Below are 26,229 nucleotides of genomic sequence, written 5' to 3'. Positions count from 1 at the left end.
CGGCGGTGTCCGACATCTTCCCGCCACTGCTGTCGGGGGCCACGCTGGTCCTGGTGCCCAGGGAGCGGCTGATGCCGGGGGCTCCGCTCGAGCAGACCCTGAACGAGCAGGCCATCACCGTCGTCACGCTGACGCCATCCGTCCTCGCGCAGCTCTTCCCCGCGGGAGTGACGAGCCTGCGGACCGTGCTCACGGCGGGCGAGGCATGCACGCCGGAGATCGCCTTGCGCTGGGCGGACCGGCTGCGCTTCGTCAACGCCTATGGCCCCACCGAGGTCACCGTCTGCGCGACCTTCAATACGGCGATGGACCCCGAGCGCCCCACGCTGGGCAGGCCGATGGCCAACGTCCAGGTGTACGTGCTGGATGACGCGCTCCAGCCCGTGCCGGCCGGTGTTCCGGGCGAGCTGTACGTCGCGGGGGTGGGCCTGGCGCGAGGCTACCTGGGCCGCCCGGACCTCACCGCCGAGCGGTTCATCCCCCACCCCTACTCCGCGGTGCCCGGTGCCCGGCTGTACCGCACGGGCGACCGGGTCCGACACCTCGCCGACGGCGACCTGGAGTACGTGGGACGTGTCGACGACCAGGTGAAGCTGCGCGGCTACCGCATCGAGCCGGGTGAGATCGAGGCTGCGCTGCGCGCGCAACCGGGCGTGCGCGACGCGGCGGTCATCGTCCGAGAGGACGTCGCGGGCGATCCGCGACTGGTGGCCTACGTGGTGGCCTCGCTCGAGGTGGCGCGCGGGCTGCGCGGCGCCATCGAGTCGCGACTGCCGGAGTACATGGTTCCCTCGGCCTTCATCCCGCTCGAGGCGCTCCCGCTGACCCACCACGGGAAGCTGAATCGCAAGGCCCTGCCTCCGCCGGAGGACCCGCGCCTCACACTGGGCGAGGAGTACGCCGCGCCCACGACGGACACGGAACACAAGCTGGTGGCCATCTGGGCGGAGGTGCTGCGGACGGACCGCATTGGCATCCACGACGACTTCTTCGACCTGGGCGGTCACTCGCTCATGGCCACCCAGGTCATCTCCCGCATCCGTACCGCCTTCGGCGTGGACCTGCCCCTGACCGCGTTGATGACCGATGCGACCACCGTGGCCGTGATGGCCCGCCGCATCGACGCAAGCGCGCAGCAGCCCCGCAGGGCCCCGCCGCCGCTCGCCAGGGTGCCGCGCACCGGGCCCCTTCCGCTGTCGTTGGCGCAGGAGCGCCTGTGGCTGGCCGACCAGCTCTCCCCGGGCTCGCCTCTCTACAACGTGCCCGCCGCGGTGAGGATGCGCGGCATGCTCCACGTGCCCGCCCTGGAGCGAGGTCTCGCCGAGCTCATCCGCCGGCATGAGGCGCTGCGCACCGTCTTCCGCGAGGTGGACGGGCGCCCGGTGCAGGTCATCCTGCCTCCGGGGGAACTGGCGCTGCCGGTGGAGGATTTGGGTGGCCGCTCGCGCGAGGAGGCGGAGACGGAGGCTCGGCGCCTGGCGCGCGAAGAGGCCGTGCGCCCGTTCGACCTGGCGCACGGGCCGCTCGTGCGCACGGTGCTCGTCCGCCTGGGTGAGGACGAGCACATCCTCTGCCTGACGCTGCACCACATCGTCTCCGACGGTTGGTCGGGCGGCGTGTTCCTGCGCGAGCTCGCGGCGCTTTACGGCGCCTTCAGCCAGGGCGGGCCCTCGCCGCTGGCGGAGCTGCCCATCCAGTACGCCGACTACGCGGCGTGGCACCGCGGCTGGCTCGAGTCCGGCGTGCTGGCGGAGAACCTGGCCTGGTGGCGGGGGCAGTTGACGGAGCTGCCCACGCTCCAGTTGCGCACCGATACGCCGCGCCCTCCGGGTGAGCGATTCCGTGGTGACAGTCGGCGCTTCACCTTCCCCGCGGAGCTGACCGCGCGACTGGAGTCGCTCGCTCGCGGCGAAGGCGCCACGCTCTTCATGGCGCTGCTCGCGGTCTTCGACGTCCTCCTCCATCACCACACGGGGCAGGACGACATCGTCGTGGGCACCGACATCGCCAGCCGCGAGCACGACGCGCTCGAGGGCATCATCGGCTTCTTCACCAACCAGCTCGTCCTGCGCACGCCGCTGTCGGGCCAGCCCACCTTCCAGGAGCTCCTCTCGCGCGTACGGCGGGTCGCCCTGGAGGCCTACGAGCACCAGGACACGCCCTTCGGCCGGCTCGTCCAGGAGCTGCGCGACCAGCGCGCCGCCACGGGACAGCCGCTCTTCCAGGCCAAGCTCGTCCTCGAGAACGCCCCCATGCCCGCGATGCGGTTGCCGGGCCTCGCCCTGGAGCTCATGGAAGGCGCGAGCAACGGGCTGGCGCGCTGGGACCTGCTGCTCATCCTCACACCCGACCGTGAGGGGCTGAGCGTCGTCGCCGAGTACAACACCGACGTCCTCGACGGCGAGGGGATGGCGCGCCTGTGGGAGCACTTCCTCCTGCTGGCCCACGCCGCCGTCGAAGCCCCCGGACAGCGCATCTCCACCCTGCCCATGCTCACCCGCGAGGAGCACCAGCGGCTGGCGGCATGGAATGGCCCCTCGCGGCACATCGCTCCGGACGCGTGCATCCCCGCCTGCTTCGAGCAGCGCGTGTCGGCGGCGCCGGACGCGGTGGCCCTCGTCTTCCAGGAGCAGACGCTCACCTACGGCGAACTCAACCGCCGCGCCAACCAGCTCGCCCACCACCTGCGCGGGCTCGGCGTGGGCCCTGGCAGCCGCGTGGCCCTGGCGCTGGAGCGCTCGCTGGAGCTGGTGATCGGCATGGTGGCGATCCTCAAAGCCGGCGGCGCCTATGTCCCGCTCGACGCGAGCTACCCGGCGGAGCGCCTGTCCTTCCTGCTGGAGGAAGCACGGCCGGCGGCCATCGTGACGCGCTCGGAGGTCGCCGACGAGCTGCCCGCGCACTGGGCCCAGCTCGTGTGCATGGACCGCGATGAGGCCACGATTGGACAGAGGCCGGAGCACGACCTGGCGCACGCGGTGGGCCCGGAGTCCGAGGCCTACGTCCTGTTCACCTCCGGTTCGACCGGAACGCCCAAGGGCGTCGCGGTGCCCCATCGCGGAGTGCTCCGGCTGGTCCAGGAGCCGGGCTACGTGCGCCTGTCGTCGGAGGAGACCCTCCTGCAGTTGGCGCCGCTCGCCTTCGACGCGTCCACCTTCGAGGTCTGGGGCGCGCTGCTGAACGGCGCCCGGCTGGTCATCGCGCCGCCGCACGCGCCGTCACTCGACGAGCTGGGCGGGCTCATCTCCCGTGAGCACATCACCACGGTGTGGCTGACGGCGGGCCTGTTCCACCAGGTCGTCGACACGCACCTCGGAGCATTGGCCCCGGTGCGTCAGCTGCTTGCCGGCGGTGACGTGCTGTCGGCTCCGCACGTGGCGCGCGTGCTCGAGACCTACCCCACCTGCCGGGTCATCAACGGCTACGGTCCCACGGAGAACACGACGTTCACCTGCTGCTTCCCGGTAACGGACCGTGAGGAACTCCGCGCGGGCGTGCCCCTGGGTCGGCCCGTCCCGGGCACACAGGTGTACGTGCTCAACCCGGCGTTGGCGCAGGTCCCCATCGGCGCGCCTGGAGAGCTGTACGCCTCGGGAGACGGGCTCGCGCACGGCTACCTCCACCAGCCCGCGCTGACCGCGGAGCGCTTCATCCCGAACCCCTTCGGCACCACGCCCGGGGCCCGGCTGTACCGCACCGGCGACCTGTGCCGCGTGCGCCGTGACGGCACGCTCGAGTTCCTCGGCCGCGTCGACAACCAGGTGAAGGTCCGTGGCTTTCGAATCGAGCCAGGGGAAGTCGAGACCGCCCTGCGACGCCACCCGGCGGTGCGGGACACCGTGGTCGTGGCGCGTGAGTTCGCCGGAGAGAAGTCCCTGGTGGCCTATGTCGTTCCCGTCGAGGGCCAGACGGTGACCGTCGACGGGATGCGGTCCTTCCTGTCGGACAAGCTGCCCGCGCACATGGTGCCAGCCGCCGTCGTAACGCTCGCGGATCTGCCGCTCACGGCCAACGGCAAGGTCGACCGTCGCGCGTTGCCGGCGCCGGATGGGGCGCGCCCCGAGCTCGGCACGACCTACGTGGCCCCTCGCACTCCTACCGAGGAGATCCTCGCCGTAGTGGGCGCGGAGACGCTGGGCGTGAAGACCGTGGGTATCGACGACAGCTTCTTCGACCTGGGCGGCGATTCGATCCGCGCCATCCAGTACGTGGCGCGTTGCCGCGAGCGGGGCGTCGAGCTGTCGGTGGCGACGCTCCTGGAGAAGCAGACCGTCCGCGCCATGGCCGAGACGCTCCTGCACCAGGAGCCACCCCGGACGGCGGCGGCGAGCCAGCCCTTCTCCCTGGTGTCCTCCGAGGACCGGGCGCGGCTGCCCGCGGACGTCATGGACGCCTACCCTCTGGCCGCGCTCCAGGTGGGCATGCTCTTCCAGAGCGAGTACAGCCAGCAGTCGGCGCTCTACCATGACGCCTTCAGCTTCCACCTGGAGCTGGAGGACGCCAGCCCCGAGCCGCTGCGGCACGTCCTCCAGGAGCTGGCCGCGCGCCACCCCGTGCTCCGGACCTCGTTCGATCTGGTCCGCTACAGCGTCCCGCTACAGCTCGTCCACCGCGAGGCGGAGGTGCCGCTGCACGTGGAGGACCTCGGTCACCTGTCCCGCGCCGAGCAGGACACCGTGCTGCGGGAGTGGATCGGCCGTGAGCGCAGCCGCCCCTTCGCCTGGGACCGGGCGCCCCTGCTCCGCTTCGGCTTCCACCGGCGCGGTGAGCACACGGTGCAGCTGTCCGTCATCTTCCACCACGCGATTCTCGATGGCTGGAGCTTCGCGTCACTGCTGACCGAGCTCGTCCCTCGCTACCTGGCCGTTCGGCGGGGCGCGGCGGCGCCCGTCCCTCCGCTGGAGGCGGTGTACCGCGAGTTCGTGGCGCTGGAGCGTCAGGCGCTCGACTCCGAGGAGACGCAGCGTTACTGGCAGGAGCGGCTGGCCGAGGTGTCACGCGTGCGCGTGGACGCCGCCCGCCGGACGGGAGCCCAGGCGCCGGGCCCGCTTCTGTTTCGCGAGTTCCCGCTGACGGAGCCTTTGGCCAGGGGGCTCCGGGCTCTGGCCCATCAGGCCGTGGTGCCCATCAAGAGCGTCCTGCTCGCGGCGCACCTGCGGGTCCGAGGGGTGCTCGAAGGGGCCTCCGAAGTGGTGACGGGCTTCGTGGTGAACGGCCGCCCGGAGGTGAGCGACGGCGAGCGGGTGCTGGGCTTGTTCCTCAACAGCGTCCCCTTCCCGGTGCGGCTCGGCGGAGGTACCTGGGTGGAGCTGGTCCGCGAGGTGTTCGCCCGCGAGCAGGCACTCTCCCCGCATCGGCGCTACCCGATGGCGCGGATGCAGCAACAGTTGGGGGGACGCCCGCTGTTCGACGCCCTCTTCAACTTCGTCCACTTCCACGTCTCCGAGGGGCTGACGCGCATCCCGGGAATGAGGCTGGTGGAGCCGTACTGGGAGACGTCGTGGCTGGACATGCCGCTCGACACGACGTTCAGCGTGGACCCGGAGACCCAGGACGTGAAGCTCACGCTGCGCAGCCACGGGCGCGAGTGGGACCTGGACCGGCTGGAATACATCGCCGGCATCTACCTGCGCGCGCTGGAGGACATGGCGCTGCGCCCGCTGGGCCGCTACGAGTCCTGCCAGCTCCTCGACGCACAGGAGCGTCACCGCCTGCTCGTCTCCTGGAATGCCACGGCCACGCAGGCGCCACCCGCGAAGCACGTCGGCGCGTTGTTCGAGGCCCAGGTACAGCGGACGCCCGACGCGGTGGCGCTCCAGGTCGACGCCCTCTCGTTGAGCTACCGCGAGCTGAACGCGCGGGCGAATCAGCTCGCGCGCGTCCTGCGGCGCAACGGAGTGAAGCAGGATGTGCGGGTCGCGCTCGCGCTTCAACGCGGCCTCGACATGGTGGTGGGCGTGCTGGGCGTCCTCAAGGCCGGCGGTACCTACGTGCCGCTCGACCCGAGCTACCCGTATGAGCGGCTCGCCTACGTGCTCAAGGACAGCGCGGCCCAGGTGCTGGTCGCCCATTCCATCCTCCGCGACGAGCTCCCCGACACCGGGGGACCGCAGGTGTGCCTCGACGAGATCGACCTGTCCCCCGAGGAGGACACGGACCTCGGTGTGACGGTGGACTCGGACCAACTCGCCTACGTCCTCTACACGTCGGGCAGCACCGGCCGGCCCAAGGGCGTCATGGTGACGCACGGGGGCGCCGTCAACTACCTCGTGTGGAGCCGCGAGGCCTATGACGCGGCGTCGGGTGCGGGCGCGCCCGTTCACTCGCCGCTGGGCTTCGACCTGACCATCACCAGCCTGCTGACGCCCCTCATGGCGGGAGGACGAGTCGTCCTGGTGCCCGACACGAAGGCGGGCGAAGGGCTGGCCCAGGTCCTGCGCTCGGGCACGGACCTCTCCCTCGTCAAGCTGACGCCAACCCAGCTGTCGCTCCTGGAGACGCAGCTTGGCGACGTGGCCGTGGCTGGCCGCGTGCGCTGCTTCGTCGTGGGTGGCGAGGCGCTGACCTCCGCCGCGCTCGCATTCTGGCGTGAGCGGGCGCCGGCCACGCGCATCATCAACGAGTACGGCCCCACGGAGACGGTGGTGGGCTGCTGCACCTTCGAGGTGGGTCCCCAGACCGCCCTCGGGAGCACGGTGCCCATTGGCCGCCCCATCGCCAACACGAAGCTGTACGTGCTGGACGCGCACCTCATGCCGGTGGCGGTCGGCGTGGCGGGTGAGCTGTACATCGGCGGAGCGGGCGTCGCGCGTGGCTACAGCCAGCAGCCCGCGCTGACGGCCGAGCGGTTCGTGCCGGATTCGTTCTCCTCCACGCCGGGACAGCGCCTCTACCGCACGGGAGACCTCGTGCGCTGGCGCGCCGACGGCGAGCTCGACTTCCTGGGACGCATCGACGACCAGGTGAAGGTGCGCGGCTTCCGCATCGAGCTGGGCGAGATTGAAGCGGTGCTCGCCGAGCACTCGGCCGTGAAGGAAGTGGCCGTGGCGGTGCGGGACGACGGCGGTGACCGCAAGCTGATCGCCTACGTCGTCGCTCACGACGCGCCGCCGAACTCCCTGGAGCTGAGAGGCTGGCTGCTGACACGGCTGCCGGAGCCCATGGTGCCCTCGGAGTTCCTCACCCTGGACGCGCTACCGCTCACCCCCAACGGCAAGGTGGACCGCAAGGCCCTGCCCGACATGGACGTGAAGGCGGTGACGGACGGCATGGCGTATGCCGCGCCGAGGACCCCGGTCGAGGAGCGGATCGCGGAGATCCTCGCCATGGTGCTCGGACGACCGCGCGTGGGGCGGGATGACGATTTCTTCGCGCTCGGTGGCCACTCGCTGACGGCGACGCAGGCCATCGTCCGCGTCCGGGATGCCTTCCGCATCGATCTGCCGGTGGGTGCGCTCTTCGACGCGCCCACCGTGGGCGCGCTCGCGGAGCACGTCGAGCGAGCGTTCGACGCCGGGGTGGGCGTGCGGTGGACGCCCCTGGTGCGCGTGCCGCGCGACGGGGCGCTGCCGCTGTCCTTCGCGCAGCAGCGCCTGTGGTTCATGGACCAGTTGGAGCCGGGGAGCGCCGCGTACAACATCCCCGCCTCGCTGAGCATCGAAGGTGACCTGAACGCAACCGCGCTGGAGCGTGCGTTCGCCGCGCTGGTGGCGCGTCATGAGCCCCTGCGGACGGCGTTCCGCGCCGAGAACGGGCAACCGATCCAGGTCATCTCCCCGGTGGGCGAGCTGCCGCTGCGGCGGGTGGACCTGCGCGGGCTGCCCCTGGCGGAGCGCGACACCGAGGAGCGGCGCCTGAAGGCCGAGGAGGCGCGGACCCCGTTCGACCTCCAGCGGGGCCCCCTGCTGCGCACCGTGCTCATCCAGCAGGACGAGCGCGCGTACACGCTGCTCGTGACGCTGCACCACATCATCTCGGACGGCTGGTCCACCGGCGTGCTCATCCGCGAGGTGGCCGCGCTCTATGAGGCCTTCTCCGGAGGAAAGCCCTCGCCCCTCAAGGAGCTCGAGTATCAATACGCCGACTTCGCGGCGTGGCAGCGACGGTGGATGGATGGACCGGAGCTCGAAGCAGAGATCGACTTCTGGCGGATGACGCTCGCCGGCGCCCCCCCGCTGCTGGAGCTCCCCACCGATCGCCCCCGTCCCCCCGTCCGCGCCTACCGTGGAGCCACCCACGCCGTGGCCCTGCCCAGGGAGCTGTCCGAGGCCATCAAGGCGCTCGGCCAGAAGGAGGGGGCCACGCCCTTCATGGTCTTGCTGGCGGCGTTCCAGACGCTGCTGGCGCGCACCTCCGGCCAGGACGACCTCTGCGTGGGAACGCCCGTCGCGGGCCGGACGCGTACGGAGGTCGAGGGCCTCATCGGCTTCTTCGTGAACACGCTCGTCCTGCGCACGAGTGTGGCGGGAGACCCGTCGTTCCTGGAGCTGCTCGGCCGGGTCCGCGAGGTGACGCTGGCGGCCTACACACACCAGGACGTCCCCCTGGACAAGCTCGTGGAGCAACTGCACCCCGAGCGCAGCCTGAGCCACCCGCCCCTCTTCCAGGTGGTGTTCGCCCTCCAGAACGCGCCGACGGCCGAGCTGACCCTCCCGGGGCTCGTCCTCAGGGCGCTGCCCACCGAGAGCCAGGCGGCCAAGTTCGACCTGGCCCTGTCGCTGCGCGAAGGGCCTGACGGCTTCGACGGCTTCATTGAGTACGACACGGACCTGTTCGACGCGGAGACGATTGCCCGGATGGAGGACCAGCTGCGCGTCCTGCTCCAGGGTGTCGTGTCCGAGCCGCGGGCGCGTCTGTCGCGGCTGGCGCTCACGCACACGAGCGGGCTTCCGTCCCTCGAGCCACAGCCAGCTCCGGTGCACCCGAGCGTGCTCTCCCTCATCGCCGGACAGGCCTCACGCGCACCCGAGGCGCCAGCGGTCATCGACGGGGAGCGCGTCTTCACCTACGGCGAGCTCGTCCGCGAGGCCTCGCGCCTGGCTCGCGGGCTCGCGCGCATGGACACCCGTGGGGAGCGTCCCATCGCGGTGTTGCTGGAGCGCTCGGCCGAGATGGTGATCGCGCAATTGGCGATCCTCAAGGCGGGCAGCGCGTTCATGCCGCTCGACCCGACCATGCCGGACGCCCGTCTGCGCGTCATCCTTGCCGAGGCTCACGCGGCGGTCGTCGTGACCTCGCCCTCGCTGGCGGCGCGCCTGCCCCCGGGGCTCCAGGTGGTGTTCGCCAACGTCCGTCCGCCCGACGCGGACAGGGGCGAGGACGAAGGCACTACCGAAAGGCCGGAGCCACTCCCGTCCCAGTCCGCCTACGTCATCTTCACGTCGGGCACGACGGGCGTCCCCAAGGGAATCACCACCGACCACGCCGCGCTGGCCCACCTGACCGCGTGGCATCAGCGCGACCTCCCCACGGGCCCGGGTGACCGCGGGGCCGTGCTGGCATCCCCCGCGTTCGATGCATCGATGCTGGAGCTCTGGCCCAAGCTCGCGGCCGGAGCGACGCTGGTCATCGTCCCGGACGAGGTGCGCGCCGCGCCCGCCGCGCTCGCGCGCTGGATGGCGGACACGGCCATCACCACGGCCTTCTTCACCACGGCGCTCGGGGAGCTGGTCCTGGCCGAGCCGCTCCCGGCGCACCACCGAGTGCGCGTTATCATCGTCGGTGGCGAACAGCTCCGGCGGCGGCCCACCGCCGAGACGCCGTACCAACTCCTGAACGTGTACGGCCCCACCGAAGTGACCGTGCTCGCGACCTGCGATTTCGTGGCGCCGGCCAGTGTCGAGCAGGGGCTCCCCACGATTGGCCGCGCCATCTCGGGGGCCCGAGTTTACGTCCTCGACGCGCACCTGCGGCCGGTACCGGTCGGCACACCCGGCGAGCTGTTCATCGCGGGCGGTGGCCTCGCGCGGGGATACCTGGGCCGGCCGGACCTGACGGCCGAGCGGTTCCTCCCGGATCCACACGGCCCTCCGGGCGCGCGCATGTACCGCTCGGGCGACCGGACGCGCATGCGCGCCGATGGGCGGCTGGAGTTCCTGGGCCGGCTGGACGGCCAGGTAAAGCTCCGTGGGTTCCGCATCGAGCTGGGAGAAATCGAAGCAGCGCTCGGAGCGCACCCGGCCATCAAGGAGGCCGTGGTCACCGTGCACGAGGTGGCGGAGGACCGCCGGCTGGTGGGCTACGTCGTGGGCCGCCAGGAGCTGCCGGAGGCCGCGGAGCTGCGCCGCTGGCTGCTCGAACGGCTGCCGGAATACATGGTGCCCGCGGCGTTCATCCGACTGGAGGCGATGCCGCTCGATTCCAACGGCAAGGTCGTGCGCAAGGCCCTGCCCGCTCCCGACGCGCTGTTCGCCGGGAGCACGGAGGGCTACGTGCCCCCGCGGACTCCCACCGAGGAGATCCTCACCGGCCTCTTCTCGCGGGTGCTTGGCGTGGAGCGGGTCGGCATCAAGGACGGCTTCTTCGACCTGGGTGGACACTCCCTGCTCGCCACGCAGCTCGTGTCGCGGCTGCGGGCGGCCTTCGGTGTCGAGCTGCCGCTCCGGGTGCTCTTCGAGTCCGCGACTCCCGAGCACCTGGCCGAGCGCGTGGAAGCCCTGGCGCGCAAGGAAGGCGGGCCACCGGTACCTCCGCTCACGCGAATGCCGCGGGGGGAGCGGCTGCCCCTGTCCTTCGCGCAGCAGCGCCTGTGGTTCCTCGACCGGCTGGAGCCCGGCAGCGCGCTCTACAACCTCTCCCATGCCATGCGGCTGAGCGGGCACCTCGACGTGGAGGCCCTGGAGCACGGCCTCGCGGAAGTGGTGCGCCGCCACGACAGCCTGCGCACGACGTTCGGCATGGATGAGGGGCTGCCCTACCAGGTCGTAGCCTCGGAGTTCCCGTCGGTCCTCGAGCGGATACGGATGGAAGGCACGCCCGAGGAGCGCGAGGAGGCCGCCCTGCGCAGGTGCGCGGCGGAGGTGCGCCGGCCGTTCGACCTGGCGCGCGGGCCGCTCATCCGAGCCGTGCTGCTCGAACTCTCCGAGGACACGCACGTCCTGATGATGACGATGCACCACATCATCTCGGACGGCTGGTCGGTGGGCGTCTTCGTGCGGGAGATGGCCGCCCTCTACGAGTCCTTCCGGCAGGAGCGCCCATCGCCCCTGGCACCGCTGCCAATCCAGTACGTGGACTACGCGCTCTGGCAGCGCCAGTGGCTGGAAGGCGAAGTGCTGACGGCGCAGCTCGGCTACTGGAAGGACCAGCTCGGCGGGGCGCCCCGTGCGCTGGACCTGCCCACGGACCGCGCGCGGCCCCCGGTTCAGACCTACAGCGGCGCGAGCCACCGCGTCCGCTGGTCGCCCGAGCTGTCCGCACGCGTGAAGGCGGTGAGCCGCCAGGAGGGTGTCACGCCCTTCATGACGCTCCTCGCGGCATTCCAGTCACTGCTGAGCCGCTACTCCGGGCAGGACGACATCTGCGTGGGCTCACCCATCGCGGGACGTACCCGCGAGGAGACCGAGCAGCTCGTCGGCTTCTTCGTCAACACGCTGGTGCTGCGCACCAGCCTCGCGGGCGACCCGAGCTTCCGCGAGCTGCTCGGCCGCGTGCGGAACGGAACGCTGGGGGCGTATGCCCACCAGGACGTGCCCTTCGAGAAGGTCGTCGAGGCGCTCCAGCCCGAGCGCGACCTCAGCCGCTCGCCCCTGTTCCAGGTCATGTTCGCGCTGCAGAACACGGCGGTGCCGGCGCTGGCATTGCCGGAGCTGAAGGTGACGCCGCTCGAGCCGGACCTGCCCACCGCGCGCTTCGAGCTCATCCTGACGCTCATGGAGGAGGACGGCGCGCTGACCGGGGCCATCGAGTACAACACGCGGCTGTTCGACGGGGCGACCATCCGCCGGATGGAGGTACACCTCGTCGGCCTGCTCCAGGCGGTGCTGGAGGACGTCGACCGCCAGCCCTCCCGAGTGCCCCTGCTGTCCGACGTGGAGCGCCGCCAGGTGCTGGTGGACTGGAACGCCACGGAGGCGGTGCTTCCGTCGGGGTGCGCGCACGAGCTGGTCGCGGCCCAGTCGGCACGAACGCCGGATGCGCTCGCGGTGACGTTCCAGGACCAACGGGTGACCTATCGCGAGCTGGAGCGGAGGGCCAACCAGTTGGCGCACCGGTTGAGGGCGCTGGGCGTGGGTCCCGAGGTGCGGGTGGGGCTGTGCGTGGATCGCTCGGTCGAGCTGGTGGTGGGCATCCTCGCGGTGCTCAAGGCGGGTGGCGCGTACGTGCCGCTCGACCCGGGATACCCGCGTGAGCGTCTGGCGTTCATGCTCGCCGACAGCGGCGTCCGGGTGCTGCTGGTGCAACGGCATCTGGCGGACGGCGTGGCCGCGCCGGGCGTGACGGTGCACGTGCTCGAGCCGGGCGTGGGCGAAGGCGCACCGGAGACGCCACCGGACGTCGCCGTCGACGCCGACAACCTGGCGTACGTCATCTACACGTCGGGCTCGACGGGGCGGCCCAAGGGGACGCTGCTCACGCACCGCGGCCTGAGCAACACGGCGCTCGCGGCGGTGAAGGAGCATGGCTTCCATCCGGGCAGTCGCGTCCTCCAGTTCGCGGCGACGAGCTTCGATGCGTCGGTGTGCGAGATCTTCGCCACGCTGCTGGCGGGAGCCACGCTGTGCCTGGCGCCGCGCGAGGCGCTGCTGCCGGGGCCCCCGCTGCGGGCCGTGCTGACGGACAACGCCATCACCGCGGTCACCCTGACGCCGTCGGTGCTGGCGCAGCTCGAGCCGGAGGGGTTGCCCGCGTTGGAGACGGTGATATCCGCGGGTGAGGCCTGCACGCCGGACGTGGCCCGCCGGTGGAGCCGTGGCAGGCGGCTGCTCAACGCCTACGGTCCCACCGAGGTGACCATCTGCGCGTCCATCAACGGCGCGGTGGACCCCGAGCGTCCCACCCTCGGCCGGCCCTTCCCCAACGTGCGGGTGTACGTGCTGGATGCGCGCCTCGTCCCCACCCCGGTCGGCGTGGCCGGCGAGTTGTACGTCGGCGGACCGGGCGTGGCGCGCGGCTACACGGGCCGGCCGGACCTGACGGCGGAGCGCTTCGTGCCGGACCCCTTCGGCACGGTGCCGGGCGCGCGCCTGTATCGCACGGGCGACATCGTCCGATGGTGCGCGGACGGCGAGTTCGAATACGTCGGGCGCGCCGACGGACAGGTGAAGCTGCGCGGCTTCCGCATCGAACTCGGAGAGCTGGAGGCTGTCCTGCGCGAGCACCCGGCGGTGAGGGATGCCGCTGTCGTGGCGCGGGATGAAGGCGGCACCCGCCGACTGGTTGCGTACGTCACCGGCGACGGGCCGGGCCTCGAGGTGCCGGGGCTGCGCGGCTATCTCACCGAGCGGCTGCCGCAATACATGGTCCCCGCCACGTTCGTGGTGCTGGACGCCCTGCCCCTGTCATCGAGCGGCAAGCTCGACCGCAAGGCGCTGCCGCCGCCCGACGCTCGGCACCTGGGCTCGGCGGCCACATACGAAGCGCCGCGGAGCGACGTCGAGCGCACCGTGGCGGGAATCTGGCAGGAGGTCCTCAACGTGCCTCGGGTGGGCCTGCACGACGGGTTCTTCGACCTGGGCGGCAACTCGCTCTCGCTCGTGCAGATCCACGGCAAGCTCCAGAGCGCGCTGGGCGTGGAGTTCCCGCTCGTCGAACTCTTCCAGCACCAGAGCGTGAGCGCGCTCGCCGCGCACCTGCGCCGTGTCGCCGAGGCCGCGGCCACGCCCGTGGACACCGCCGCCGAAGAGGAGCGCTTCGATTCCCGAAGGGCCCTGCTCGATCGGCAGCAGGCCCGGAGGCGAGGACGCGCCGGCCCCACCCAGGCCGACTCGGATGGCAATCCGGAGGATTCCCATGAGTGACGACATGGAGCGGTCCGAGCCGTCTCCGGAGGGCGTGGCGATCATCGCCATGTCCGGCCGCTTCCCCCAGGCCGCGACGCTCGAGCAGTTCTGGGACAACCTGCGCCGTGGCGTCGAGGCACGCACGGTCTTCACCGACGAGGAGCTGTTGGCCGACGGCGCCGACCCGGCCCGCATCCACCAGCCCGGTTACGTCCGCGCGGGCTTCGTGCTCGACGACGTGGACCGCTTCGACGCGGGGTTCTTCGACTTCAGCCCGCGCGACGCGGAGGTGCTCGATCCGCAGCACCGCGTCTTTCTGGAGTGCTGCTGGGAGGCGCTCGAGCGCGCCGGGTACGCGAGCCGGGCATACCGAGGGCAGATCTCCGTCTTCGGCGGCGCGGGCGCGTCTTCGTACCTCTACAGCAACCTGCTCTCCCGCCCGGACGTCCTCCAGGGAATGGGGACCTTCCAGGTCACCATCAGCAACGACAAGGACTTCCTCCCGCCACGCATCTCCCACAAGCTGGGGCTGCGCGGCGCGAGCATCGCGGTGCAGACGGCCTGCTCGTCCTCGCTCGTGGCGATCCACCTCGCGTGTCAGAGCCTGCTGACGGGAGAGTCGGACCTCGCGCTGGCGGGTGGCGTGTCCATCGCCCTGCCCCAGCGGACCGGTTACGCCTACCAGGAAGGCGGCGTCGTCTCACCGGACGCGCACTGCAGGACCTTCGACGCGAAGGCCGCCGGCACGGTGCGCGGCTCGGGGGCGGGAGTCGTGGTCCTCAAGCGCCTCGCGGACGCTCTCGCGGACGGTAACCCCATCCTCGCGGTCATCCGTGGTTCGGCGGTCAACAACGACGGCGAGGCACGGCTGGGCTACACCGCCCCGAGCATCGAGGGGCAGACCGCGGTCGTCTCCGAGGCCCTGGGCATCGCGGGCGTCCCCTCGGAGAGCGTGACGTACGTGGAGGCCCACGGGACGGCCACGCCCCTGGGTGACCCCATCGAGGTCACCGCGCTCACCAAGGCGTTCCGCGCCCGGCTCTCGCAGGGTGCGCGGGCGCGCTGTGCGCTCGGCTCGGTCAAGACCAACATCGGGCACCTCGATGCCGCAGCTGGCGTCGCGGGGCTCATCAAGACGGTCCTCGCCCTCCAGCACCGGGAGCTGCCGCCCTGCCTCCACTTCGAGCAGCCCAACCCGAAGCTCGACCTGGCGAGCGGCCCGTTCTTCGTCAACGACACGCTGCGGCCGTGGGAGAGCGACGGCACGCCGCGCCGGGCCGGAGTGAGTTCGTTCGGCATTGGCGGGACGAACGCGCACGTCATCCTGGAGGAGGCGCCCGCGAGGCCTTCCTCGACGTCCTCCAGTCGCCCATGGCAGTTGCTCACGCTGTCGGCGCGCACCGCGCCCGCGCTGGAGGCCGCCACCTCGAACCTCCAGACCTGGCTGTCGCAGCACCCGGAGGCCGAGTTCGCCCAGGTGGCGCACACGCTGCAGGTGGGGCGCCAGCGGTTCTCGCACCGCCGTGTCCTGGTCTGCCGTGACGCGGAGGATGCTCGCGCCGCGCTGGAGGCGAGAGACCCCCAGCGCCTGCGGACCACCCTCCAGGAGGACTCCACGAGCCCTATCGTCTTCCTGTTCCCCGGCCAGGGTGCGCAGTACGTGGGCATGGGGCAGGAGTTACACGCGTCGGAGCCCGTCTTTCGCAAGCATGTGGATGACTGCTGCACCCGCCTGAAGTCCCTGCTCGGCTTCGACCTGCGCGAGGTGCTGTTCCCACCGTCCGACGTGGACCCCTCGGCCGCGGAGGCGCGGCTCACCCAGACGGCGGTGACCCAGCCCGCGCTCTTCGTCATCGAGTACGCCCTGGCGAAGCTGTGGATGTCGCTGGGCGTGACGCCGCAGGCGATGCTCGGTCACAGCATTGGCGAGTACGTCGCCGCGTGCATCGCGGGAGTGATGACGCTCGACGACGCGCTCGCGCTGGTGACGGCGCGCGGCCAGCTCATGCAGTCGCTCCCCTCGGGCGCGATGCTCTCGGTCGCACTCCCCGAGGTCGAGCTGCGGCCCCTGCTCGGCCCCGCGCTGTCGCTCGCCGCGGTCAACGGGCCCGCGCTCTGCGTGGCCTCGGGCCCCACGGAGATGGTGGAGGCGTTGGAGGCGGTGCTCACCCGGCGGAAGGTCGAGTTCCGCCGGCTGCACACGTCGCACGCCTTCCACTCGGCGATGATGGACCCCATCCTGGAGGCCTTCGCCGCGAAGGTCCGTGGTGTGCGGCTGTCGCGGCCTCGCCGTCCCTACGTCTCCAACCTGACCGGCGCCTGGATCACCGAGAAGGAGGCCACGGACCCGGGCTACTGGGTGGAGCACCTGCGCCAGGCCGTGCGCTTCGCCGACGGAGCGAAGCTGCTGCTCGAGGACACGGCGAACGTGTTCCTGGAGGTCGGTCCTGGCACGACGCTCGGCGCGCTGGTGAGGCAGGCGGCACGGTCGTCAGGGCCGAGCACCATCCTGTCCACCCTGCGGCACCCGCGCGAGTCGGTCTCTGACCGGACGCGCGTGTTGGAGACGGTGGGACAGCTGTGGCTCGCCGGGGCCGCGCTCGACTTGAACGGGCTCCAGCCCGTGGAGCACCGTCGCCGGCTGCCCCTGCCCACCTACCCGTTCCAGCGCGAGCGCTACTGGATTGAACCGCGCGCCGGTGCCGGGCTCACCCAGGCGCGGGCGGTGACAGGACCGGGGCTCGTGCGCAAGCAGGGCTCGCTGGCCGACTGGTTCTACGTCCCGGGCTGGAAGCACGCGGTGCGGCCCGGCTCGGGCACGGCGGCGACACGCTGGCTGGTGATGCTCGATGAGCGTCTCGGTCCCGCGATGGCCGACCGCCTGGAGGCCACGGGCGGGGACGTCGTGAGGGTGGCCACGACGGACGCCTACGGCCGCCAGGGACCTCGCCGCTTCACCGTGGCCGAGGGACAGCCGGAGGGCTACACGCGCCTGCTCGCGGAGCTCGACGCGGATGGATGGAAGCCCGAGCGGGTCGTCCACCTGGGGAGCGTCGCCGTGGCCTCGCTGGACGAGGCGTCCACGGTGGATCGGGCGGTGAACGGGTTCCATGATCTGCTGCATCTGGCGAGCGCACTGCACACGCGGAAGGCAGGGGCCGCTGTCGAACTCATCGTGGTCACCGCCGGAGCCCAGGACGTCACGGGAGAGGAGTCCCTGTGTCCGGCGAGCGCGCTCCTCGTGGGGGCATGCAAGGTCCTGCCGCAGGAGCTGTCCCCCGCCCTGCACGTGCGCACAATCGACGTCGCCCCGACGGAGGTGGGTGGAGCGCGGCTCACGCGCCTGCTGGTGGACGAGCTCCGCGTGGAAACGGCCGAGCCGGTCATCGCGTACCGGGGTGGACGCCGCTGGGCAGAGACCTACGAGCGCGCGCGCCCGCCAGAGGGGGGACAGGGCCGGCTGCGTGAGCGCGGTGTCTACCTCATCACGGGTGGGCTCGGGCGCATCGGACTGACGCTGGCCGAGGAACTCGCGACGTCGTTCCAGGCGCGGTTGGTGTTCGTGGGCAGGTCAGCGTTTCCCGCGCGCGAAGCGTGGGAGGCGTGGCTGGCTTCCCATGGCTCGAACGACGAAACATCGCGGCGCATCCGCCAACTGCTCGTCATCGAGCAGCGCGGTGGCGAAGTCCTTGTGCTCCGCGCGGACATCTCCCGCCCGGAGGAAGTCGCGGAGGTCCTCGCGCGAACCGAGGCGCGCTTCGGAGCCCTCCACGGGGTGATCCACTCGGCGGGAAGCCTGGGTGAGCGGGCCCACGTCCCGGTCCTGGACCCTGGTGACGCGCGGCATGCGGAGCAATTCGACGCGAAGGTGCGCGGAGTCCTGGCGCTCGAACGCGCGCTGCGGGGCCGCGCGCTGGACTTCGTGCTGCTGCAATCCTCCCTGGCGGCGGTGCTGGGGGGAATCGGGTTCGCGGCCTATGCGGCGGCAAACCTGTTCATGGACGCCTTCGCTGCCCGCCAGAACCGGAGCGAGTCCACGCCCTGGCTCAGCGTGGACTGGGATGGCTGGGGCGACGAGGAGACGCTCGACGAGGGGATGCTGGCGCTCACGATGGCCGAGGGCGTCGCCGCGTTCCGGAGCGTGCTCCGCGGCGACGTTCCGCGCTGGGTCGTATCGACCGGAGACCTCTCCACGCGGTTGGCCACCTGGGTCCAGCCGGTGGCGGCGCGTGGGGACGCGGCGAGCGCGGTGTCGTCGCATGCGCGCCCCCAGCTCGCGACCGGCTACGTGGCCCCTCGCGACGCATTGGAACAGGAGCTGGCGGCGATGTGGCAGGAGCTCCTCGGCGTGACCCCGGTGGGCCGCCACGACAGCTTCTTCGATCTCGGTGGGCACTCGCTGCTCGGGACGCAGTTGCTGTCGCGCCTGCGAGAGACCTACCGGGTCGAGCTGCCGATCCGGACGTTGTTCGAGACCCCGACGGTCGCCGGCCTCGCGGAGGCGATCACCCAAAGCCGGAGCGGGCCCGAGACGCGCCCAGATCCCGCGCCCACGACAGCGGGCGCCACACCGTCCCGCGCCCCACTGTCCTTCGCCCAGCAGCGCCTCTGGTTCTGGGAGCGCCTGGAGCCGGGCACGTCCGTCTACAACATCCACACGGCGCTCCAATGTGACGGTGACCTCGACGTGGGCGCCCTGGGGCGGAGCCTCGATGCACTGGCGGCTCGCCACGAGGCGCTCAGGACCACCTTCGTCGAGGAGGGGGACCAGGTCGTCCAGGTGATCGCCCGCCGGCTCGACCTGGAGGTACCCGTCACCGACCTGCGCGATCGCTCCGACGACACGCGCGCGGACGAGGCACGCCGCGTCGCGGAGGAAGAGGGACGCCGGCCCTTCGACCTGGAGAAGGGACCGCTCCTGCGCGCCCGACTCATCAAGCTGGCCGCGCGCGAGCACGTCGTCACCCTCACGGTGCACCACAGCATCTTCGACGCGTGGTCACTCGGCCTGCTCATCCGTGAGCTGGCGGAGCTCTACACGGCCTTCGCGGCCGGGCGGCGGCCCCGCCTGCCCGAGCTCACCATGCAGTACGCGGACTTCGCCCGCTGGCAGCGGGAGCGGCTCCAGGGCGACGTGCTCGAAGCGGAGCTCGCGCACTGGCGAACGCGGCTCGCGGGAGCCCCGCCGGCGCTGGAGCTGCCGACGGATCGCCCCCGGCCAGCGACACCGTCATACGACGGGGCGAGTCATCCGCTGGACCTCCCTCGTGAGCTCACCGACGGGCTGAAGGAGCTGGGCCGGCGCGAGGGCGCCACGCTCTTCATGGTCCTGCTCGCGGGCTTCCAAGCGGTCCTGGCCCGTCACTCGGGGCAGGACGACATCGTCGTGGGCACCCCCATCGCCGGGCGCAACCGCGTCGAGCTCGAGAGCATCGTCGGCTTCTTCATCAACACGCTCGCCCTGCGTACGCGCCTGTCGGGCAACCCCACGTTCCGCGAACTCGTGGGTCGGGTGCGCGAGGTGACGCTGGCGGCCTACGCCCACCAGGACATCCCCTTCGACAAGCTGGTGGAAGCCCTGGCGCCGCCGCGCGACCGCAGTCGCTCGCCGCTGTTCCAGGTCCTGCTCATCCTGCAGAACGCGCCGGTTCCAGAGCTGGCCCTGCCCGGGGGTCTCAAGCTGCGCCCTGTCGGCGCGCCGGAAGAGCCGGCCAGGTTCGACCTCAGCCTGTCCTTCACGGAGACCGCCAGCGGGTTGCAGGGGACACTGCGGTACGCCACGGCGCTGTTCGACGCGAACACCGCGCGGCGCCTGCTCGGCCACCTGCGCATGTTCCTCGAGGCCGCGGCAGCCAACCCCGACCAGCGGCTGGACACCGTATCGCTCCTGTCCGCGGACGAGCAGCGTGAACTCGCGCACCTGGAGTCGGGCCGGCGTGAGCGACCTTCGCCCCGGTCCATCCTCGAGCGCTTCCGAGCGTGGGTGGACCACACGCCGGCGGCGCCCGCCGCGCTCATGGGCGAGCGCACCGTGCGCTATGACGCCCTCGCCCTCCGCGCCCATGTCGTGGCCCACGAGCTGGCACGGCACGGGGTCCGACGAGGGACGCCGGTCGCCGTCTTCCTCCCCCGCTCCCCCGAGCTGCTCGCCACGTTGCTCGGCGTCCTCGAAGTCGGCGGCGCGTATGTGCCGCTCGATCCGGGCTACCCGGCGGAGCGCGTGGCCTACATGCTGGGCGACGCGCGCCCCCGGGTCGTCGTCACGGATGGGCCTCGGCGTGAGCAACTCCCGGAAGCGTGGCGGGAAGGCGCGGTCCTCGTCGAGTCGCTCACCGATTCACCGGGAGCGTCGCCGCGTCCGGCCGACCTCCAGGGCGATGACGTGTCGCACCTGGTCTACACGTCCGGCTCCACCGGCATGCCCAAGGGCATCATCGGCCACCACGCCGGCATCCTGAACTACGTCGACTACCTGGAGCACACCTATCAGCCCGGCCCGGGTGACGTCGCGCTGCAGCTCGCCTCGGCTTCCTTCGACGCCTCGCTGCGCGACATGCTGGCGCCGGTGTTGATGGGCACGCCCGTCGTCTTCGCCGACGGCGATCGCGGGAGAGATCCCGAGGAACTGCTCGCGGCCATCGAGCGCTACCGCGTCACGCTGCTGCCGAGCGTGGTGCCCAGCCTGCTCCGGCTGCTCCTGGCGGCGGCGGGGACCCGGCCGCGCGAGCTGGGGACGGTCCGGCTGATCCTCTGCAGTGGCGAGCGGCTCCTCGCGACGGACGTGGAGCGGGCGCGCGCGGTGTTCGGTGCGCACGTGCGAATCGTCAACCAGTACGGCCCCACCGAGTGCACGCTGACGAGCACGTTCCACATCGCCACGCCCCAGGACCTCGTGGGCGTGGTGCCCGCGGGGCGGCCCATCGACAACGCCGAGGTGGTCCTGCTCGATGCCCGCGGCGAGCGTGTGCCCGCCGGGGTCGTCGGCCACATCCACATCGGCGGCAACGGCGTGACGCATGGCTTCCTCGGGCGGCCCGACCTCACCGCCGAGCGCTTCGTGCCGCACCCGGACGGGAACCGGCCCGGGGCCCGCCTCTACGCGACGGGCGACTACGGGCGCTGGCGCGCTGACGGTGCGCTCGAGTTCGTCGGCAGGCGCGACGACCAGGTGAAGGTGCGTGGAAACCGGGTGGAGCTGGGCGAGATTGAATCCAACCTGACGCGCTGCCCGGGAGTGGGCGCGGCCGTGGTCCTCGCTGTTCCCGAGCAGGACGGTGACACGAGGCTGGTCGCCTGCATCGTCGCCAGCGACGCCGGGGCTCCGAGCGATACCGAACTCACCACGTTCCTCGCGGCCCGCCTGCCCGAGCCGATGCTCCCCTCTGCGTACGTGCTCCTCGATGTGCTGCCACGCACGCCGAACGGCAAGGCGGACCGGGCGGCGCTCATGCCCGCGGCGACGGCTGCCCGGCGGCGCGGTGGGGCCGACAGCGGGGCTCCTTCCGTGACGCCGCGGACACCGACCCAGGAGATTGTCGCCGGACTCTGGGCCCAGCTCCTGTCGGTGGAGCGCGTGGGGATTCACGACAGCTTCTTCGACCTGGGCGGGCACTCGCTGCTGGCCACCCAGGCCGTGTCGCGCGTGCGTGTGGCCCTGGGAGTCGAGGTCCCACTGCGGGAGCTGTTCACACACCCCACCGTGGAGGCGCTGTCCGCGCGCATCGACGAACTCGCGATGAGCAGGCAGTCGGCCAGGGGCAGGCCGCCGCTCGTGCCCGCACCTCGCACGCAAGGGCTGCCGTTGTCCTTCGCGCAGAAGCGCCTCTGGGTGGTGGATCGACTGCGGCCCGGCGACCCGGCCTACAACATCTCGGGGGCCATCCGAGTTCGTGGGGCGTTCGACGCCGACGTGCTCGAGCGCTGCGTCGCGGAGATCGTGCGGCGCCACGAGAGCCTGCGCACGACCTTCGAGTTCGTGGGAGAGGAGCCGGTGCAGCGCATCGCCGCCGAGCTCGAGGTGCCGCTGGGGCGCGTGGACCTGTCGGACTTCCCCGAGCCCGAGCGCGAAGACCTGGTCGCCCGGCTCGTCGCCAAGGAGACGGGGTGGTCTTTCGCCCTGGCACAAGGCCCGCTGCTGCGCCTCTCGCTGCTGCGACTGTCCGAGTCGGAGCACGTGCTGGTGTTCGCGATGCACCACATCATCTCGGACGGCTGGTCGCGCGGAATCCTCGTCCGGGACCTCATGGCGCTCTATGTCGCCTTCGTCGCGGGTCAGCCTTCGCCCCTGCCGAAGCCGGTGCTGCAGTACGCCGACTTCGCGCACTGGCAGCGGAGCTGGCTGCGGGACGAGGTGCTGGAGGCCCAGCTCGCGTACTGGCGTCGTCGGCTCGCGGGCGTGCCGCCGGTGCTGGCCCTGCCCACGGACCGTCCGCGTCCGGTAGCGCAGAGCCTGCGGGGCGCCCACTACCGGGCCACGCTACCGCCGCTTCTCGTGGAGGCGTTGAAGCGGCTGGGCCGGACGGAGGGGGTCACGCTGTTCATGACCCTCATGGCCGGTTTCCAGGCGTTGCTCTCGCGCTACACGGGGCAGGAAGACCTCACCGTGGGGACCGACGTCGCCGGCCGCAACAATGCCGACCTGGAGGGGCTCATCGGGTTCTTCGTGAACCAGCTCGTCATCCGCGGGCAGCTCGACGGCAACCCCACGTTCCGCGCGCTCCTGACGCGCGTGCGTGACACGGCGCTGGAGGCGTACGCGAACCAGGACCTGCCCTTCGAGGAGCTCGTCCGAGCGGTCAACCCCGAGCGGAGCCTGGGCCATACGCCGCTGTTCCAGGTCAAGCTGGCGCTGCAGAACCAGCCGTTCACGGAGCTCCAGCTCCCGGGCCTGAGTCTGAGCGGCGTGGCGTTCGAGAACGCGTCGTCCAAGTTCGACCTCACGCTCGTCCTGGAGGAGTTCGAGGGCAGCCTCGTCGGGCTGTGGGAGTTCAGCACCGACCTCTTCGACGAGGCGACGATCGCTCGCATGGCCGCGGCCTACCAGCGGGTGCTGGAGGCGGTGGTCACCGCGCCGGACCTGCGGCTGTCCGCCCTGCCCGTCCTCGCCGACGAGGAGCGCCACCGGCTGCTCGTCGAGTGGAACGCGACGGACGCCGAACTCCCGGAGGACCGCTGCGCGCACCACCTTTTCGAGGAGCAGGCGCGCCGCACACCGGAAGCGTCGGCGGTGTCCTTCCAGGGGCACGCGTTCACGTACGGGGAGCTGGACCGCCGGGCCAACCAGCTCGCGCACCACCTGCGTGGGCTCGGCGTCGGGCCCGAGCTGCGCGTCGGCGTTTGCCTGGAACGTTCGCTGGAGCTGGTGGTGGCCCTCCTCGGCGTGCTGAAGGCGGGGGGCAGCTTCGTCCCATTGGATCCTGGCTACCCCACGGAGCGGCTCTCCCTGCTGCTGCGGGAGTCCGCCGTGTCGGTGCTGCTCACGCAGGACGCGGTCCTCGACGAGCTGCCTCTCCGCTCGGAGCTCCCGGTCTGCCTGGACTCGGATTGGACGGACATCGCCCGCCACCCCACGAGCGCGCCGTCGGTCGACGTGACGCAGGAGAACCTGGCCTACGTCATCTTCACCTCGGGCTCCACGGGCCAGCCCAAGGGCGTCCTGCTCGCTCATCGGGGCCTGTGCAACACCGCGCTGGCCCAGGTGGCGGCCTTCGACATCGCGCCCGGGAGTCGGGTGCTCCAGGCCGCCGCGCTCGGCTTCGACGCGTCTGTCTCCGAGGTCTTCGCCACCCTGCTGGGCGGCGGCTGCCTCCATCTGCCTCTCCGTGACGAGCTGATGCCCGGTGCGCCCCTGCGCGATCTGATTCAGCGGGAGGCCATCACCACCGTGACGCTCACGCCGCCGGTGCTCGCGCAGTTGGAGCCGCGAGCGCTGGACACGCTGCGGGTGGTGATCTCCGCGGGCGATGCGTGCACGCCGGAGCTCGCCGCGCGGTGGAAGCCGGGCCGGCGATTCCTCAACGCCTACGGCCCGACCGAAGTGACGGTGTGCGCGAGCATCAGCCCTGACGTGAAGGTCGAGCGGCCGAGCATCGGCCGTCCGCTCCCGAACGTGCGGCTCTACGTCCTCGACCCCCACCTCCAACCGGTTCCCCTGGGGAGCACCGGCGAGCTGTACGTGGGTGGCGTGGGACTGGCGCGTGGGTATCTGGAGCGCCCGGACCTCACCGCCGAACGGTTCATCCCGTCCCCCTTCGCGCTCACCCCCGGTGAGCGGCTGTACCGGACGGGAGATCTCGTGCGCGCCCTGCCGTCGGGCGAGTTCGAGTTCTCCGGCCGCGTCGACAACCAGGTGAAGGTCCGCGGCTTCCGCGTCGAGCTGGGGGAGGTCGAGGCGGTGCTCGGGCAGGCCCCCGGGGTGCACGAGGCCGTCGTCGTGGCCGGTGCCGACGCGGCGGGAGGCAAGCGGCTCGTGGCCTACTTCGTCGCCCGGGAGGACACGCGGCTCGCCGTCGAGGACCTCCGTGCGTTCCTGCGCGAGAGGCTCCCCGACTACATGGTGCCGTCCGCGTGGGTGGTCCTCACGGCCCTGCCGCTGACGCCCCACGGAAAGGTCGACGCCAAGGCGCTCCCCGCTCCCGAGGCGGCGCCCGGCACTGAGGACATCCGCCAGCGCACCCCGCCCCGCACGCCCACCGAGGAGCTCATCGCCGAGGTGTGGGCCGACGTCCTCCAGTGCGGGCCCGTGGGCGTCGACGATGACTTCTTCGAGCTGGGCGGACACTCGCTCATGGCCACCCAGGTGACCACGCGCGTGGGCGGAGTCTTCGGCCTGGAGCTGTCGCTGACCGACTTCTTCGCGAAGCCCACCGTGGCGGCGCTCGCCACGCATATCGACTCACTCGGAGGCACGTCCGGGCCGCGCGTCCCGCCAGTCGTTGCCACGCCACCGTGCGAGGTGCTGCCCCTCTCGCCGCGCCAGCAGGTCTACTGGTCGGACGAGGAGAAGGGGCCCGAGGACCTCGCGAACTCCTCCCCGGCGGCGTTCCGCCTGGACGGCCCGCTCGACACGGAAGCACTGCGGGAAGGCTTCGACCTGCTCGTCCGGCGCCACGAGATCCTCCGCACGAGCTTCCCCTTCATCGACGGCACTCCGATGCAGCGGATTGCCTCGCAGGGGGAAGCACGGCTCCAGGTGGTCGAGCTCGGCGACCTGCCGGAGCAACAGCGCCAGGCGGAGCTCATGCGGCGTATCGACGAGGCGCAGCACCGCTCGTTCGACGTCGCCCAGGGACCGCTGCTCCGCGCCTGGGTGTTCCGCCTCACCGCCGACACGCACGTCCTGCTCCTCAACCAGCACCACGCGATCACCGACTACGTCTCCACGTCCCTCTTCATGGGCGAGCTGGCGGAGGTCTACGCCGCGATCCGTGAAGGGCTGCCGCCGCGGCTCCCCGAGCCCGCGCTGCAGTACCGCGACGTCACCCGCTGGGAACACGACTGGCTGCGCGGGGGAGCGCTGGAACAGCTGCGCGCCTACTGGTCCCTGAAGCTCGCCAGTCCAGTCCTGGAGGTGGCGCTTCCCTACCGGCGCCCGCGCCAGCGGCACGAGGGCATCGTGAGCAGCCTCCAGCCGTTCCTGCTCTCACCCGAGCTCTCCAGGGCAACCCGGGCGCTCTGCCGCAAGGAGGGCGTGACGCCGTTCGTGCTGATGCTCGCGGCATTCCAGGTGGTCCTGTCGCGCTGCGCCGGGCAGGAGGACATCGCGGTCGGCTTCTCGCACGCCAACCGCCAGCGCATGGAACTGGAGAAGGTCCTGGGGATGTTCGCCGGTTACATGGTGTTGCGGACGGACCTGTCGGGTGACCCGAGCTTCCTCGAGGTCCTCCGGCGGGCTCGCTCGACGTACCTGGAGGCGTTCCAGCACCAGGGGCTTCCGCATACCGAACTGGTCAAGCTGATGCCGCCCCCGTGGCAGGTCGGCTTCTCGTTCACCCGCGTGGATCGCGCACAAGCCACCTCCGTGGCCGGGCTGTCGGTGTCCCCGCTCCCCCTCCATCGCACCCGGTCCCTGACGGACCTCAAGCTGAACGTCGTGGAGGCACCGGAAGGATTGGGCGGTACCTTCGAGTACAAGGCCGACCTGTTCGAGCACGAGAGCATCCAGGCGATGCAGGACGACTTCCAGGCCCTGCTCGAGTTCGTCGTCGCGGCCCCCGACCAGCGCCTGTCCGAGCTTCCGCGACGCACGCACGCCCTGGGCCTCGCCCATGGAAGGCACGAGACGGCGTGA

General features: G+C 71.5%; 2 protein-coding genes (1 of these 2 cut by a window edge). Both read left to right on the top strand.

The window, feature by feature from the left end:
• Positions 1–13,958, top strand: the 3' portion of a protein-coding gene (locus HUA74_RS17450) for a non-ribosomal peptide synthase/polyketide synthase (RefSeq protein WP_174455400.1). 4,048 nt of this gene lie to the left of the window's left edge; the window shows 13,958 of its 18,006 coding nt (coding positions 4,049–18,006); its start codon lies off the left edge, out of view; it ends in the stop codon at positions 13,956–13,958.
• Positions 13,951–26,229 (top strand): non-ribosomal peptide synthetase/type I polyketide synthase, encoded by a 12,279-nt coding sequence (locus tag HUA74_RS17445; RefSeq protein ID WP_174455399.1) that lies wholly within the window; start codon positions 13,951–13,953, stop codon positions 26,227–26,229. The genes HUA74_RS17450 and HUA74_RS17445 overlap by 8 nt, the downstream gene beginning before the upstream one ends.

It is taken from the genome of Myxococcus sp. CA051A (genome assembly GCF_013336705.1).
GTDB lineage: Bacteria > Myxococcota > Myxococcia > Myxococcales > Myxococcaceae > Myxococcus > Myxococcus llanfairpwllgwyngyllgogerychwyrndrobwllllantysiliogogogochensis.
Note: the sequence above shows the minus strand (reverse complement) of the source record. Positions and strands in the feature narration are given on the sequence as shown.